Here is a 15,727-nt window from a genome sequence, read left to right as displayed (position 1 = left end):
GCCGATTTTAGCGATCGGACGGACCGCCCACGCCCGCCGCTCCCCGGCTGCGGAAGACACCCCTCACCGGGTCATCGGCGCCACCAGCACGCTGCCCGTGGTGCGGGCCACGACGAACGACTCCCCCCTGGTCGCCTTCGGGTCGAGGGCGATGCGGTGACGGCCCGGTTCGAGTACGGCGTCGAAGACGTCCTGGGCGTGGCTGCGGTAGAGCCGGTCGAGGCGGTACGCGGTGAGGCGGACCCGGCAGGCGGAGGTGACCTCCAGGACCGCCTCCCCGTCGGCGGCGACGAGACGGGTGAGGCGGCGCTGCGGGACCGCGCGGCGGTCCAGGGCGCTCTCTATCTGGGCGACGAGGAGCGGGACGATCGGGGCGAGCCCGTCCACGTAGGCGGCCTCGGCGCCCGCCCGCTCGAACTGTTCGCGCACCGCGGCCCGGTCGGACTCGCTGACGGCGCGGCCGAAGGCGACCGCGCCGTAGGTGCGCAGTTCGTCGGGCGGCACACCGGCCGCGTCCTGCGTGATCTCGGCGCCGATGCCGATGGTGCGCAGCGCGGCGGCGAGCTTGGCGAGGACGGCGACGCGGGCCCCGATGAGCAGGACGCGGCGGGCCGGCGCGGGCTCCGCGCCGTCGTCGAGCAGCGGCCGCAGGGCCTCGCGGTACGCGGCGCCCTGGAAGCGGAAGGGGCCTATGCCGCGGTAGCCGTTGAGCTCCAGGTCGGCTTGCTCCCCGGTCTGCCAGGCGAAGTCCCGCCAGATGACGTCGGGCCCGTCCGCCTCGATGACCGCGGTGACGGCCCCGCATTCGAGGCCCTCGCACTCCGGGCACCCGTAGATGACGTACCGGCAGTCGGGGAGCGGAGCGTCCGCTTCGAGGAGCAGGCTGCGGACGTGGGCCGTGAAGATCGCCGGCGGGATGTCGGAGGCAAGCGGGGAGACGGCGTCGAGGTCGGAGAGCTGGAACAGCAGCGGCGAGCCGTTCACGATGAAGTCCAGGAACTCCCGGTGGACTTGGTAGTCCCCGTTCGTGAGAACCCCACCGGCGCGCATGGCCGGTGCCAGGCCGAAGGTCGCGTACTCGGCAGACATGCCCTGAGTATTCCCACCGCGACCTGATGTGAGCACGGCATGACCGATTCCGCTACGGTCCGCTCGCGGACAGTGACGCGAGCAGCGATGTGATCGTGGTCGGCGGCGGGGTCATCGGCCTGACGACGGCTCTTGAACTCGTGGACTACGGGCACGGCGGGGCCGGGGTGACGGTCGCGTGGGGCTGCGCCCAGGAGGCGGCAGGGCTCGCCGTCTCCTGAGCGGTTCGACCGCGCGACAACAGGTCAGCCGATCGGGTCGCCCTCACGCTCCGTGCCCTGGCCCGGCCCGATCCGGATCTCGAAGTCGCCGTCGTACTGCTCGTGGCCGGCGATGACCGCCGCCTCGACGGCCTCGTCGCCCCTGTCGCTGCGGACGATCAGCGGGTCGTGGCGCAGGTCCCGCATGAGGGCCACGCACATCCCGATCATGACGAGGGTGAACGGCGCGGCGACGAGGATCGTCAGGTTCTGCAGTCCCGTCAGCGCGTTGCCCGAGCCGTTGCCGATGAGGAGCATCACGGCGGCGACGGCTCCGGTGACGACGCCCCAGAAGATGACCACGAAGCGGCCGGGTTCGAGGGCGCCCTTCTGCGAGAGCGTGCCCATCACGATGGAGGCCGCGTCGGCGCCCGACACGAAGAAGATCCCGACGAGGATCATCACGAGCAGGCTCGTCGCGGTGGCGAGGGGGAACTCGTGGAGCACACCGAAGAGTTGGGCGTCGGGAGTGGAGGCGTTGCCGAGTGCGCCGCCCTCCTTCAGGCTCATCGCCGTGCCGCCGAAGACCGCGAACCAGACGAGGCTGACGGTGCTGGGGACGAGGATGACGCCGCCGACGAACTGGCGGATCGTGCGGCCCTTGCTGATACGGGCGATGAACATGCCGACGAACGGCGTCCAGGAGATCCACCACGCCCAGTAGAAGACCGTCCAGCTGCCCAGCCAGGCCGCGACGCCCCTGCCGCTGGACGCCTCGGTCCTGCCGACGAGCTGCGGCAGGTCACCGAGGTACGCGCCCAGCGAGGTGGGCAGCAGGTTGAGGACCAGGATCGTCGGCCCGGCGATGAACACGAACACGACCAGGATCAGCGCGAGGACCATGTTGATGTTGGACAGCCACTGGATGCCCTTCTCGACCCCGGACACCGCCGAGGCGACGAAGGCGACGGTGAGGACCGCGATGATGGTGACGAGGAGGCCCGTGCTCGCCTTGTCCATCCAGTTGAGCACCTCGAATCCGCTGCCGATCTGCAGGGCGCCGAGGCCGAGGGACGCGGCGGAGCCGAAGAGGGTGGCGAAGATCGCGACGATGTCGATGACGCGGCCCCAGGCGCCGTGCGCGTGCCGCTCGCCGATCAGCGGTACGAAGACGGAGCTGATGGTCTGCCGGCGGCGGCGCCTGAACGTGCTGTAGGCGATGGCCAGTCCGACGACGGCGTAGATCGCCCAGGGGTGCAGCGTCCAGTGGAACAGGGTCGTGGCCATGGAGGTCTCCATGGCCTGGGCCGAGTCGACGGGCTGGGTGCCCGGCGGGTGTGTGGTGTAGTGGGCGAGTGGCTCGCTGACTCCGTAGAACATCAGGCCGATGCCCATGCCGGCGCTGAACATCATGGCGACCCAGGAGACGGTCCTGAACTCGGGAGTCTCGCCCTCGTCGCCCAGCGTGATCTTCCCGTACCGGCTGATCGCCAGCCAGAGCGCGAAGACGACGAAGCCGGACGCGGCCAGCATGAACGCCCAACCGCCGTTGTGGATCAGCCCGTTGAGGAGGCGTGTCGAGACGTCCTCAAGGGAGTCGGTGGCGACGGAGCCCCAGATGACGAACGCCACGGTGAGTGCGGCGCTCACGCCGAACACCACCCGGTCGGTCGCCGGACTCCGTCGCCCCGTCGCCTCCGCGGCAGGTTTGATTTCGGGGTTCTTCACCCCTCAGGACCTACCACAAACGACGTGAACGCCCCGGTTTCAGCACGTGGTGTCGGGCTCCCCCTCGGTGAGGTGGTACGGAGCACGCGCGTCGAGGAGCAGAGTCACGAGCGCCCGTTCGGACTGGCGCAGCGGCACGAACACCCCTTCCCCTGTCCGGTCCTTGCGCACGGTGATCCCGTGCAGCGCCAGCTTGTCCGTGACGGACGCGTACTGCGACGGGTCGAGGCGGTAGCCGCACGGCGGGTTCTGGATGATCTCCGCGGGCTCGGCCGGGTCGTTGTCCGCGCCGCCGACGTAGACGGGTCCGCGGTCGCGGTATCCGGCCACGCGGGCGGCGCCGGTGGCCGCCTCTATCCTGCCGCGATGCTGGTCGGTGTACGCGAACAGGCCGCCGAGCGCGGAGAGTTGACTCTTCACCCGGCGCCGGTTGTTGAGCGCCGGGTCGGCCTTCTCCGCGTCCGTCTGGGGGTCGACGCGGCTCTCGATGAGCAGTCCGACCGCGTGCTTCACGCCGGAGACGTTGCGCAGGATGCGCTCCTGCCCGTCCCCCGCGGTCTGCTTGACGGGCTCGCCGGTCACCGGGTCGGTCCAGATGCCGTACGTGCCGGTGGAGTATCCGCCCGCGTTGGCGGCAGGACGGACGTACGCCGTGGAGAGGGTCTCCGCCTCGTCGTGGACCTGGGTGTCGGTGTTGAGGTTGCGCGGCCAGAGGTCGAAGAGGTCCTTGTCGTAGTACTTGGGTGTGGCCCCGTACTCGTGGAGGTCGTAGATCACGTCGGGCTTGCGGTCGCGGATGACGGCGGCCATGGCCCGCGCCTCGGCGGTCTCCAGGGCGATGTGGTCGCGGTTGATGTCGATGCCGTCGGAGTTGCCGCGGGTGTTCGCGGCGCGGCCGTCGGGGTTGGCGGTGGGCACGACGAGCAGGGTGGTGCGGGACAGGAAGGCCTGCGTCTTCTTGTCCTTGGCGTAGGCGAGGTCACGGATCGTGGTGAGACACGCCTCGCGGCCTGACGGTTCGTTGCCGTGCTGGCTGCAGATGAGCAGCACGGTGTTCGGGGTCCGGTGCTCGCCGATCTGGACGAGCTGGACGGGCCTGCCCTGCTTGGTGGTGCCGGCCTTCTCGACGGATACGCGGTCGCTCGCCTTGTCGACCGCCGCGAGGAAGTCCTGCTCCTCGGGCTGACCGGTCCAGCGGGCGCCGTCGCTCTGCTCGAAACCGGTCCGCGGCGGCGCGGAGGTGGCCTGGGCCGGGGCAGTGAGCAGGGGCGCGGCGAGGGCGGCCGCCGTCGCGGCCAGGGCGAGGGTACGGATACGGGGTGTCATCGAGTGCGATGTCATCGAGTGCTGCCTCCCGGGACGGGGCGGAGCGGACGCGGGTCGGCCAGGTCGTCGGGTGCGGACGTGCGCGGCGCGGCGGCGTGGGTACCTGCCGTGGCGGACGCGAACGCGGCGGCGCCGCCGACGAGCGGGACGTGCGCGGAGGTCCTGGCCAGGTCGATCGTGAGCGTGGGCTTGGTGGACGGCGGGTCGATGAGGTCCTTGTCGGTGCCCGCGACGATCAGCGCGAGGCGGTGGCCCGCCGGGACGACGTGGTCGCTCGCGGCCAGGCTGAGGGTGATCGTGTACGGCTTGCCCGGGGTGAGCGGCAGGCCCTTGCGATCGGAGGCGTAGGTGCCGAGGTCGGCCCAGCCGCGGCTGAAGACGGTCCGGTCGACGTCGGCGGTCTTGGCCTCGGTCCGCAGGAAGCAGGAGCTGTCGCCGGCCGTGCTCGCGCCCCAGCAGGTGCGGTCGGTGAGCGTGGTGATGCCCTCGCCGCCGTCGGCGTAGTCACGGATGGTGGCCGGGCCGAGGTCGACGAGTACGGCCGAGAGGTGGGCGGTCGTGGTCGAGGGGGTGGCGGTGACGGTGACCTTCGACGAGCCGGACAGGCGCAGGTCCTTGCCGAGCGGCTCGGTGATGAACCCGGCCTTGTCGGGCGTCGACTTGTCGATCTGCGCGGCCCAGTCGGTCTCGCTCAGCTTCGGGTCGTCGGTGAACGCCTCGGTGCCCGAGCCGCCCTTGAGGCCGAGCGTGCCGACGCCGGCCGCGCTGCCCTTGCCAGGGCTCAGGCGCACGGAGTCGGTGGTGCGGGGCGGCCAGACGCGGTCGGTGGTCCAGTGGTCGGGGGTGCGCTCGATGTCGGCCATCGGCTCGCGGTCCACGCCGTTGTCGTAGCCGAGGAGTTCATGGTCGAACCAGCGGTGGAGGGTGTCGACCCAGGCGGCGCGACGGGAGTCGAAGGGATCGACGTGACCGGTCTGCGCGAGCCAGATCTTGCGGTCGACGCCCGCCTTGGCGAGGGCGTCCCACCACTGGCCGAAGTGCTTGGTGCGGACGTTCAGGTCCTGCATGCCGTGCACGACGAAGACGCTGGCCTTGACCTTGCCGGCGTCGGGCACATAGTTCCGCTCGTCCCACAGGCCGGTCCAGTCGCCGGTTCTGGGCGCTTCGTCGACAAGTCGCTTCTGCACGGCGGCGCAGCGGGTGCGGGCCTCGGGGCTCTCGACGTAGTCGGACAGCCACTCGGGGCCGCTGTCGTACAGGGGCGCGCCCTGCTGGAAGTAGTAGTCGTACCAGGAGGAGATGCCGCCGATCGGGACGATCGTCTTCAGGCCCTCGACTCCGGTGGCGGCGACGCCGTTGGCGATGGTGGCGTCGTAGCTCTTGCCGATCATGCCGGTTCTGCCGTTGGTCCAGCCGGCCTTGGCGCGTTCGGTGCCGGTGCGGCTGGTGTAGCCCTTGCCGCGGCCGTTCAGCCAGTCGACGACGGCCTTGCCGGACTGGATGTCGGAGCGGCCGCCGACGTCGGCACAGCCGTCGGAGCGGTTGGTTCCGGCGAGGTCGACGGCGACGAAGGCGTAGCCGCGCGGCACGAAGTAGTTGTCGTAGAACAGCGGGAACTGGACGACGTTGCCGTGCTCGTCATACGTCTTCTTCTGACTCTCGTTACCGCGGCCGCAGCACGAGTAGTACGGGCTCGCGTCCATGATCACGGGGACCTTGCGGCCCTGCTGCGCGGGTTCGCGCGGCCGGACGATGTCGACGGCGACCCGGTCGGTCTTCCCGTCGCCGTCGCCGTCGAGCCGGGTGTCGACCCAGACGGATTCGCGGATGGCCTTGTCGTACGAGTAGACGGGCTTCGACTCACGGGGCGCGGCGCTCTGGGCGGCCCCGGGAGAGACGAGAACGGCAAGGAGTGCGGCGGTGGCCGCTGTCGCGAGCGTCCTCCACAGGGGACGCGTGCGTCTCTCAGGTATCGGCATGGGGCGGAACGTACCCCGGTCAACTCCCGTGCAAAAGAGGGCAGTACGTGACGGTGAAAGGTGCGTGGGACGTTATGGCGCATGTCGGCCGAATGGCGATCGTGTGACACGTGAGGCCATGGACATGACCGGGGCGGGAGCGGCTGAATAGGGTCGGCAACAACGTTCACGGCCCTACGACTTGGAGCTTTCGTGTACCGCAGACTCATCGCCCCGGGCGCACTGGCGGCCGCTCTGATGCTGGCGATCCCGGCATCGGCGGCGGACTTCGTCCCCGGGGCTTCGGGCATCGGCGACCCCTATTACCCGGACTACGGGAACGGCGGCTACGACGTCTCCCACTACGACCTGCGCCTCAAGTACCAGCCGAAGACGGACCTCCTGGAGGGCACGGCGACGATCCTCGCCACGTCCACGCAGGACCTCTCGCGCTTCGACCTCGACTTCGGCCTCAAGGTCAGCGAGGTCCTCGTCAACGGCAAGAAGGCCGAGTTCACCACGTCCGGCGTGGAGGAGCTCGAGGTCACTCCTCCGGCGGGCCTGCCCAAGGGATCGACGTTCACCGTCGTCGTCCGCTACGCGGGCAAGCCGTCCGACGTGAAGCTGTACGGCTTCACGTCCCCGCAGCGCACGCCGGACGGCGCCGTCTTCGCCAACGAGCCGGAGTCCGCGGCCTGGTGGTTCCCGTCGAACGACCACCCGCGCGACAAGGCCACGTACGACGTGTCGGTGGCCGTGCCCGACGGGACTCAGGCGATCTCCAACGGCGTGCTCCAGTCGCAGTCGTCGAAGCTCGGCTGGACGCGCTTCAACTGGCGCTCCAACAAGCCGCAGGCGACGTATCTGGCCACACTCGCGGTCGGCAAGTTCGACATCACGACGGACAAGACGGCTGACGGCCTGCCGGTCGTGAACGCGTACAGCAAGGACCTGGGCGACAACTACGGCGCGGCGCGCGCGAGCGTCGAGCGGACCACCGAGGTCGCCGAGTGGCTGGAGACGAAGTTCGGGAAGTACCCGTTCAACGCGCTCGGCGGGTACGTCCCGAACGTGCCGTCGCACTTCGCGCTCGAGACGCAGACGCGGCCCTTCTACTCCCCCGCGCAGTTCGCGAACGGCTCCAACGTGTCGGTGATCGTGCACGAGCTGGCGCACCAGTGGTACGGCGACAGCGTCTCCGTCGACGGCTGGAAAGACATCTGGATCAACGAGGGCTTCGCCCGCTACAGCCAGTGGCTGTGGTCGGAGAAGGAGGGCGAGGGCACGGCGCAGGAGCTCGCGGACTACACATACGCGCAGCACCCGGCCGACGACGCGTTCTGGCAGGTCAAGCCCGGTGACCCGGGGGCGGAGAACCAGTTCGACATCGCCGTGTACGACCGCGGGGCGCTGGCCATCCAGGCGCTGCGCAACGAGGTCGGCGAGAAGAAGTTCGCCGAGATCCTCAAGGGCTGGCCGCAGGAGCACGCGTACGGGAACGCGAAGGTCGGCGACTTCGTGAAGTTCGCCGAGAAGGTCTCGGGCAAGCCGCTGGCGGCGCTCTTCGACACCTGGCTCTACCAGCCGTCGAAGCCTGGCACGGCCGCGGCGCAGCGGGACCGGGTCGCGCGGGCCGGGGTGGCGCCGGCGAAGCCGAAGTCGTGGAAGCAGATCGCCGCGACGAACTCGGTGCACGACCACTGAGGCTCAGTGGCCTTTCGAGGTCAGTGGCCTTTCGAGGTCAGTGGCCTTTTGAGGTCAGCGGGCGCGGGCCGTTTCGGCGGCTCGCGCCCGTCGTGCCATCGGCAGATAGCGCAGGCGCTCCGGCAGGAGCGGCACCACCCGCCGGACGACCGCGCCGAACCGTCGCAGTCTGCGCTCCTGGTCCGGGGTCCACGGCAGGCCGATGGCCTCCCGCGCGTCGGGCGGCATCAGTCCGATCGTGAGGAAGCGGCGGAAGCGAGCGAGCGGGGGCAGCAGCAGCGGCCACAGTGCGCGCAGCGCGAGCCTGACGGGCAGCGGCCCGCGGTCGGGCGGCGGGACCGGTGCGTCGACGGCGACGAGTTCGCGTACGACGGCCGTCAGCTCGATCTCGTCGGCCAGAACCTTGCGGTAGTAGGGCCAGAACTCCTCGACGGTCTGCGGCATGTCACGGTCGTGCAGGCCGAGTATCCGGCCGACCTGGAGCCACTCCGCGTAGAGCCGGCGTTCCTGCGCCTCGGTGAAGGGGCGGCGGCCGAGGTAGCGCTGGGCCTGCCGGTACACGGGGAAGCCGGTGGCGTGGACCCAGGCGTAGTACGCGGGAGTGAGCGCGTGGTAGCTGCGGCCCCGAGTGTCGGTGCCGCGGATGGTCCGGTGGAGATGTCGCAGGCGGCGGCCCTCCTGTGCGGCGTCCTCACCGCCGTAGACCCACAGCATCACGGAGCGCAGGGAGCGCTCGCCGCGGCCCCAGGGGTCCGTGCGGAACACGGAGTGCTCGTCGACGCCCGCGCCGACGGCCGGGTGGGCGACCTGCAGGGTGAGCGCCGAGGGGAGGGCGAGCAGGGAGCGCACCTCACCGGCGATGTCCCACAGGATGCCGCCGGGCTCAGGTGGCTCGGGATCGAGGTCGTGCTGCTTCATACGGCTCCCCAGCGGTTCCCGGGTGTACGTGATCCAGTATGCGACCCCGGGTTCCTGTGGTGCGGCTCAGGGGTGCGCCATGCCGCCGCCCTGCGACTCACTGCCCAAGCGGGACGCCAGGTCGGACGCGAGCTCCGAGACACAGGTGCGCAGGTCCGTCTCGGCGGCGGCGACCGGGCCGCGCGGCCCGCCGGCGAGGTCCGCGCGGGGCCGGACGGGAGCGCACTGGCAGGGCTGAGGCAGTTGCTCGCTCCCCGGGGCGGGTGCCTCCTGATCCCCGGCCCACCGCCGCGCCCGGCCGAGGACCCCCGCCGCGAACAGGGCAACGGATGCGCCGAGTTGACCCACCTTGAGGTGGAATTCCAGGGGCAGGGATACGAGGGCCATGCCATGGACCTACCCGACCACCCGCCACTCGCAACGTGTGGCTCAGTCCCCGTGGCCGTACACCGTCGCCGGGATGCGCAACGGACAGGTGGCGCCACCCCGGAGATACGTGATTTCCGGCATGACGCCACCGTAGGCGCTGCCACTGACAGTGGGGGCCGGCGCTATTCGCCGTCGGTCAGTTTGGTCAGTTCCTGGGTCGACTCACGCTGGATGCGGCGGCGGGCGGCGAACCAGCCGGCGACGAGCATGACCGCGATGACCGGGATCAGCATCAGGGTCTTGCGGCCCGTGTCCGGGTCGTTCCACATGAGGCCGAGCACGAGCAGCAGGAAGACGATCGTGACGATCTCGGTGACCGGGGACCAGGGCAGGCGGAACGACGGCCGCTTGATCAGGCCCTGCTTGGCCCGCCGGACGAACGCCAGGTGGGCGACCATGATCATGACCCAGGTGCCGATGATGCCGATCGAGGAGACCTCGATGACGATCTCGAAGGCGTCGTGCGGGAGGAGGTAGTTGAGGCCGACGCCCAGGACGCCGACACCCGCGGTGAGCAGGATGCCGCCGTACGGCACCTGGCTGCGGTTCATGCGGGCGGTGAACTTGGGCGCGGAGCCCGACATCGCCATCGAGCGCAGGATGCGGCCGGTGGAGTAGAGGCCCGAGTTGAGGCTGGACATGGCCGCGGTGAGCACGACCAGGTTCATGATGTCGCCGATGCCGCCGACGCCCAGCTTGCTGAACAGGGTGACGAACGGGCTCTCGTCCGACGAGTACACCGAAGTCGGCAGCAGCAGTGCGAGCAGCACCACCGAGCCGCAGTAGAACAGGCCGACGCGCCACATGATCGAGTTCACCGCGCGCGGGACGATCTTCTGCGGGTCGGCGGTCTCGCCCGCCGCGACACCCACCAGCTCCAGGGCGGCGTACGCGAAGACGACACCCTGCATGACGAGGATCACCGACATCGTGCCGCTCGGCATGAATCCGCCATGGTCCGTGATCATGCTCAGGCCCGGCGTCTGGCCGTCGATCGGGTGCTGCGTGGCGATCAGGAAGACGCCCACGAACAGGAAGGCGACGAGCGTGGCCACCTTGATGATCGCGAACCAGAACTCCATCTCGCCGAAGTACTTCACCGAGATCAGGTTCACGCCGAGCACGACCGCGAGGGCGATCAGCGCGAGGACCCACTGCGGAATGGTCGTGAAGGCACTCCAGTACTGGGTGTAGAGGGCGATCGCGGTGATGTCCGCGATGCCCGTCATCGACCAGTTGAGGAAGTACATCCAGCCGGCGACGTAGGCGCCCTTCTCGCCGAGGAACTCGCGCGCGTACGACACGAAGGAACCCGAGGACGGCCGGTACACGACCATCTCGCCGAGGGCGCGCACGACCAGGTACGCGAAGACTCCGCAGACGAGGTACGCGACGGCGAGTGCGGGGCCCGCCGAATGGAGGCGGCCGCCCGCTCCGAGGAACAGTCCGGTACCGATCGCGCCACCGATCGCGATCATGTTGACGTGGCGGGCCTTGAGGTCCTTGCTGTAGCCGGCGTCACCCGCGTCGGCGGGCGCCTGGGACGCATCTGTGCGGGATGCGTCCAGAGCCGTGTTGGCGGCTTCCTTACTCACGTGGGGGGATCCCTCTGTGGTGCCCGGATTGCTCCGGGGTCCGGATGTGCTGCGGCCCGCGACATTCCTGACATGGCGCGGACCGACTGTGCACCTTCCCCCACCAGGCAGGGAGCACGCGGTGGCGGAGATCACATAGCGGCACTTCTCACATGATGATCAGCCTCTGTACAGCGGGTTCCGCGAGGCGTATAAGCGCTTGCTCACGCCCCAACAGCCCCTTCACACCCGCCCTTTCCACCCCGCGGCGCTTTCACAACTTTGGTGTCTCAGCAATACTGTTGAACCTGCCGGGTGTGCGGAACCGGAGCACGCAGGACGCGGGACCCGAGAAGCGAGGCGCAGCATGACGACGGACACCGGGGAGCCGACGCTCACGGTCGACGAACTGGCCGCGCGCGCGGGCGTCACCGTCCGTACGATCCGCTTCTACAGCACGAAGGGCCTGCTCCCGCCGCCCGTGATCGGGCCGCGGCGCGTCGGCCACTACGGCCGTGACCACCTCTCCCGGCTCGCGCTCATCGAGGAGCTCCAGCACCAGGGCATGACGCTCTCCGCGATCGAGCGGTATCTGGAGCAGCTGCCCGCTGACCTCAGCGCGGACGACCTGGCGATCCACCGCGCGCTGGTGGCGAGCTGGGCCCCGGACTCGGCGGAGGACGTCACACGGGCCGAGCTGGAGCGCCGGGCCGGGCGCGCCCTGTCCGGGCAGGATCTGGACCGGCTGGCCGCGATGGGTGTCGTCGCGTACCTGGAGGACAGCGACAGCTTCCGCGTGGACCCCGGTCTGCTGCGGCTCGGGGTGGAGCTGCTCGGGGTGCCGATCGCGCACGAGACGATCCTCGCGGCGCGCACCGTCCTCATGGAGCACACGAGGGACGCCGCCCAGGAGCTGACGCGGCTGTTCCGCGACGAGGTGTGGGGGCCCTACCGGGAGCGCGAGTCGAACCCCGAGGATCCCGCGCACGTGGCGGCGATGAAGTCCCTGTCGGCCCATATGCAGCCGATGGTGGTGCAGGCGCTGGTCACGGCGTTCCAGCGGTCGCTGAAGGAGCAGCTGCGGGAGGCGTTCCGCGCCGAGGGCTGACCCCCGGCGCGGAACCCCCGTGACCGTCAGGCGTCGGTGAAGGTCTCGCCCTTCCCGGCCTTCTCGACGAGCAGCGCGGTCGGCTGGAAGCGCTCGCCGTAGCGCTCGGCCAGTTCGCGCGAGCGGGCCACGAAGCCGGGCAGACCGCCCTCGTAGCCGTTGATGTACTGCAGGACTCCGCCGGTCCAGCCGGGGAAGCCGATGCCGAAGATGGAGCCGATGTTGGCGTCCGCGACCGAGGTCAGGACGCCCTCCTCCAGGAGGCGCACGGTGTCGAGCGCCTCGGAGAAGAGCATGCGCTCCTGCATGTCCTCGAACGGGATCTCGTACCCGGGCTTGGTGAAGTGCTCGCGCAGGCCCGGCCACAGCCCGGCACGCTTGCCGTCGACGTACTCGTAGAAGCCCGCGCCGCCGCTGCGTCCGGGACGGTCGAACTCCTCGACCATGCGGTCGATGACGACGTCCGACGGGTGGCCCGCCCAGGTGCCGCCCGCTTCCTCGACGGCGCGCTTGGTCTCGTTACGGATCTTGCGGGGCAGCGTCAGCGTCAGTTCGTCCATCAGGGACAGGACCTTGGCCGGGTAGCCCGCCTGGGCGGCGGCCTGCTCGACGGAGGCGGGCTCGATGCCCTCGGCGACCATCGCGACGCCCTCGTTGATGAAGTGACCGATGACGCGCGAGGTGAAGAAGCCGCGCGAGTCGTTCACGACGATCGGCGTCTTGTTGATCTGGCGGACCAGGTCGAAGGCGCGGGCGAGCGCCTCGTCACCGCTGTGCTCGCCCTTGATGATCTCGACGAGCGGCATCTTGTCGACGGGCGAGAAGAAGTGCAGCCCGATGAAGTCCTCGGGGCGCTCGACGCCCTCGGCGAGGAGGGTGATCGGCAGCGTCGAGGTGTTGGAGCACAGCAGCGCGTCGGGCTCGATGACGTGCTGGATCTCCTTGAACACCTTGTGCTTGAGCGCCGGGTCCTCGAAGACGGCCTCGATCACGGCGTCGCAGCCCGCGAGGTCCTGCGGCTCGGCGGTGGGCGTGATCCGGGCGAGGAGCGCGTCCGCCTTCTCCTGGGTGGTGCGTCCGCGGGAGACGGCCTTCGCGCAGAGCTTCTCGGAGTAGCCCTTGCCCTTGGCGGCGGCGTCGGCGGTCACGTCCTTGAGGACGACCTCGATGCCGGCGCGGGCGCACGAGTAGGCGATGCCCGCGCCCATCATGCCGGCGCCGAGGACGGCGACCTTGCGGACGGGGCGCTTGTCGATGCCCTTCGGCCGGTTCGCGCCGGAATTGACGGCCTGGAGGTCGAAGAAGAACGCCTGGATCATGTTCTTCGCGGTCTGACCGGTCACGAGCTCGGTGAAGTAGCGCGCCTCGATGGTCATGGCCGTCTCGAAGTCGACCTGGGAGCCCTCGACGGCCGCGGCGAGGATGTTACGCGGGGCCGGGTAGGGGGCGCCGTTCGTCTGCTTCTTCAGGTTGGCGGGGAAGGCGGGCAGGTTCGCCGCGAACTTCGGGTTGGCCGGGGTGCCGCCCGGGATGCGGTAGCCGGGCTTGTCCCAGGGCTGCTGCGACTCGGGGTTGGCGTCGATGAAGGCGCGCGCCTGGGCGAGCATCTCCTCGGGGGTGGCCGCCACTTCGTGGACGAGGCCGTTCTCCAGGGCGCGCTTCGGGGTGTACTGGGTGCCCTGGAGGAGCACCTTCAGCAGGGCGTCGGTGATGCCCATGAGGCGCACGGTGCGGGTGACGCCGCCGCCCGCGGGGAGCAGGCCGAGCGTGACCTCCGGGAGGCCGATCTTGGAGCCCGGGGCGTCGAGGGCGATGCGGTGGTGGGAGGCGAGCGCGATCTCGTAACCGCCGCCCAGGGCCGCGCCGTTGATCGCCGCGACGACGGGCTTGCCGAGCGTCTCGATGCGGCGCAGGGAGTTCTTGATGCCGGTGCCGGTCTCGAACGCCTGCTGGGCGTTCTCGGGGCCGACCTTCATCATGTCCTTCAGGTCACCGCCCGCGAAGAACGTCTTCTTGGCGGAGGTGTAGATGATGCCGCGGATTCGCTCGCGCTCGGCTTCGGCTCGGTCGGCGATCGCGGCGATGGAGTCCTTGAACGCCTGGTTCATGGTGTTCGCGGACTGGTCGGGGTCGTCGAGAACGAGCGTGACGATGCCGGTCTCGTCTTCTTCCCAGCGGATTGTGGTGCTGGCGGTCATGTGTACTCCGTGAAGTCTTGTGCGGGCGGTGAGGTGGGGGTGGGCTAGTGCTTCGTCGCTGGGTGCGGGTGCGTGGGGGCTGGTCGCGCCGTTCCCCGCGCCCCTGAAGGCGAGCGGCTCCGCCACTCTCGGGGAAATGCCGCCCGGACGGCGTGCATTTCAGGGGGCGGGGCTGTATCGATTTGCGACTCCGCCGCGTGGCGTGACCAGCCACAGACAACCCGCACCTGGCAACGACGAGGCAGCCCGACGGCGCTTAGCCGGAGACCCGTTCCACGATCGTGGCAATGCCCATGCCGCCGCCGACGCACAGCGTGGCGAGGCCGTAGCGCTTGTCCTGGCGCTCCAGTTCGTCGACGAGGGTGCCCAGGATCATCGCGCCGGTCGCCCCCAGCGGATGCCCGAGCGCGATGGCCCCGCCGTTCACGTTCACCTTGTCCAGGGACAGCCCCATGTCCCGCACGAAGCGGAGCACCACCGCCGCGAAGGCCTCGTTGATCTCGACAAGGTCGATGTCATCGATGGTCAGACCCGCCTTGGCGAGGGCCTTACGGGTGGCCGGTGCAGGTCCGGTGAGCATGATCGTCGGCTCGGAGCCGGAGACGGCCGCGGAGACGATCCGCGCGCGCGGGGTCAGGCCGTGGCGCTCGCCGACCTCCTTGGTGCCGATGGCGACGAGGGACGCGCCGTCGACGATGCCGGAGGAGTTGCCCGCGTGGTGGACGTGGTCGATCTTCTCGACCCAGTGGTACTTCTGCAGCGCGACGGCGTCGAAGCCGCCGAGGTCACCGATGTCCGCGAACGACGGCTTCAGCTTGGCGAGCGAGTCGGCGGTCGTGCCGGGGCGCAGGAACTCGTCGTGGTCGAGGACGGTGAGGCCGCTGCGGTCGGTGACGGGCACGACGGAGCGGGCGAAGCGGCCGTCCTTCACGGCGGCGGCCGCGCGCTCCTGCGAGAGCGCCGCGTACTCGTCGACGTCGCGCCGGGAGAAGCCCTCGATGGTGGCGATCAGGTCCGCGCCGATGCCTTGCGGCACGAAGCCCGTCTCGTAGTTGGTCATCGGGTCGGCGAACCAGGCGCCGCCGTCCGAGGCCATCGGGACGCGCGACATCGACTCGACGCCGCCGGCGAGGACGAGGTCCTCCCAGCCGGAACGGACCTTCATGGCCGCCAGGTTGACCGCTTCGAGGCCCGAGGCACAGAAGCGGTTCTCCTGCACTCCGGCCACCGTGTCGGGGAGCCCGGCCGCGATGGCCGCGATCCGCGCGATGTCGGAGCCCTGGTCGCCGACCGGGCCGACGACGCCGAGCACGATGTCGTCGATGGCGGCGGGGTCGAGGCCCGGGAAGCGCCGCTGGACCTCGTGGATCAGTCCGACGACGAGGTCGATCGGCTTGGTGCCGTGCAGGGCGCCGTTCGCCTTGCCGCGTCCGCGCGGGGTGCGGATCGCGTCGTACACGTACGCTTCGGTGCTCACTCGCTTGCCTTTCGATGA

At 70.0% G+C, this 15,727-nt stretch carries 12 protein-coding genes; 3 read left to right on the top strand and 9 right to left on the bottom strand.

Annotated features, from left to right (window positions below; genetic code table 11):
* Positions 1–63: 63 nt before the first annotated feature.
* Positions 64–1,089 (bottom strand): oxidoreductase, encoded by a 1,026-nt coding sequence (locus tag ACY0PA_RS34435; RefSeq protein ID WP_473081350.1) that lies wholly within the window; start codon positions 1,087–1,089, stop codon positions 64–66.
* 89 nt (positions 1,090–1,178) lie between these two features.
* Here ACY0PA_RS34435 and ACY0PA_RS34430 point away from each other — a divergent pair, with 89 nt between their 5' ends.
* Positions 1,179–1,310 carry a hypothetical protein gene (locus tag ACY0PA_RS34430; protein ID WP_473086623.1) on the top strand — a complete coding sequence of 44 codons (132 nt, stop codon included), beginning with the start codon at positions 1,179–1,181 and terminating at the stop codon, positions 1,308–1,310.
* A gap of 24 nt (positions 1,311–1,334) precedes the next feature.
* Here the strand turns inward: ACY0PA_RS34430 and ACY0PA_RS34425 are convergent, their stop codons facing one another.
* The 3 genes from ACY0PA_RS34425 to ACY0PA_RS34415 form a co-directional block, all read right to left on the bottom strand.
* On the bottom strand, positions 1,335–2,948 hold the full coding sequence (locus ACY0PA_RS34425) for a BCCT family transporter (protein WP_473086523.1): 1,614 nt from the start codon (positions 2,946–2,948) through the stop codon (positions 1,335–1,337).
* Between the two features lie 108 nt (positions 2,949–3,056).
* Complete coding sequence (locus tag ACY0PA_RS34420; RefSeq protein ID WP_473086522.1) at positions 3,057–4,343, bottom strand: M14 family metallopeptidase; 1,287 nt, start codon at positions 4,341–4,343, stop codon at positions 3,057–3,059.
* 11 nt (positions 4,344–4,354) lie between these two features.
* A complete protein-coding gene (locus ACY0PA_RS34415; protein WP_473081349.1) occupies positions 4,355–6,322 on the bottom strand; it encodes a Xaa-Pro dipeptidyl-peptidase in 1,968 nt (655 codons plus the stop codon).
* 192 nt (positions 6,323–6,514) lie between these two features.
* Here ACY0PA_RS34415 and ACY0PA_RS34410 point away from each other — a divergent pair, with 192 nt between their 5' ends.
* A complete protein-coding gene (locus ACY0PA_RS34410) occupies positions 6,515–8,005 on the top strand; it encodes a M1 family metallopeptidase (protein WP_473081348.1) in 1,491 nt (496 codons plus the stop codon).
* Between the two features lie 54 nt (positions 8,006–8,059).
* Here ACY0PA_RS34410 and ACY0PA_RS34405 read toward each other — a convergent pair whose 3' ends face one another.
* From ACY0PA_RS34405 to ACY0PA_RS34395, 3 genes are all read right to left on the bottom strand, one after another.
* A complete protein-coding gene (locus ACY0PA_RS34405) occupies positions 8,060–8,923 on the bottom strand; it encodes an oxygenase MpaB family protein (RefSeq protein WP_473081347.1) in 864 nt (287 codons plus the stop codon).
* 66 nt (positions 8,924–8,989) lie between these two features.
* The gene (locus ACY0PA_RS34400; protein WP_473081346.1) at positions 8,990–9,310 is read right to left on the bottom strand and encodes a hypothetical protein; all 321 of its coding nucleotides are present in this window, start codon (positions 9,308–9,310) and stop codon (positions 8,990–8,992) included.
* Between the two features lie 164 nt (positions 9,311–9,474).
* Positions 9,475–10,947, bottom strand: coding sequence for an amino acid permease (locus tag ACY0PA_RS34395; protein WP_473081345.1), 1,473 nt, complete (start codon positions 10,945–10,947; stop codon positions 9,475–9,477).
* 346 nt (positions 10,948–11,293) lie between these two features.
* Between ACY0PA_RS34395 and ACY0PA_RS34390 the strand changes: the two genes are divergently transcribed.
* The gene (locus tag ACY0PA_RS34390; RefSeq protein WP_473081344.1) at positions 11,294–12,034 is read left to right on the top strand and encodes a MerR family transcriptional regulator; all 741 of its coding nucleotides are present in this window, start codon (positions 11,294–11,296) and stop codon (positions 12,032–12,034) included.
* 26 nt (positions 12,035–12,060) lie between these two features.
* On the opposite strand, the gene ACY0PA_RS34385 is transcribed toward ACY0PA_RS34390, so the two are convergent.
* A complete protein-coding gene (locus ACY0PA_RS34385) occupies positions 12,061–14,232 on the bottom strand; it encodes a 3-hydroxyacyl-CoA dehydrogenase NAD-binding domain-containing protein (RefSeq protein WP_473081343.1) in 2,172 nt (723 codons plus the stop codon).
* Positions 14,233–14,488: 256 nt separating this feature from the next.
* Positions 14,489–15,709 carry an acetyl-CoA C-acetyltransferase gene (locus tag ACY0PA_RS34380; RefSeq protein ID WP_473081342.1) on the bottom strand — a complete coding sequence of 407 codons (1,221 nt, stop codon included), beginning with the start codon at positions 15,707–15,709 and terminating at the stop codon, positions 14,489–14,491.
* Between the last annotated feature and the right edge of the window lie 18 nt (positions 15,710–15,727).

The sequence above is a fragment of the Streptomyces sp. DS1-CR2 genome (genome assembly GCF_055760475.1).
The sequence above is the reverse complement of the archived record's forward strand: the minus strand, read 5'-3'. Positions and strand labels throughout refer to the sequence as shown.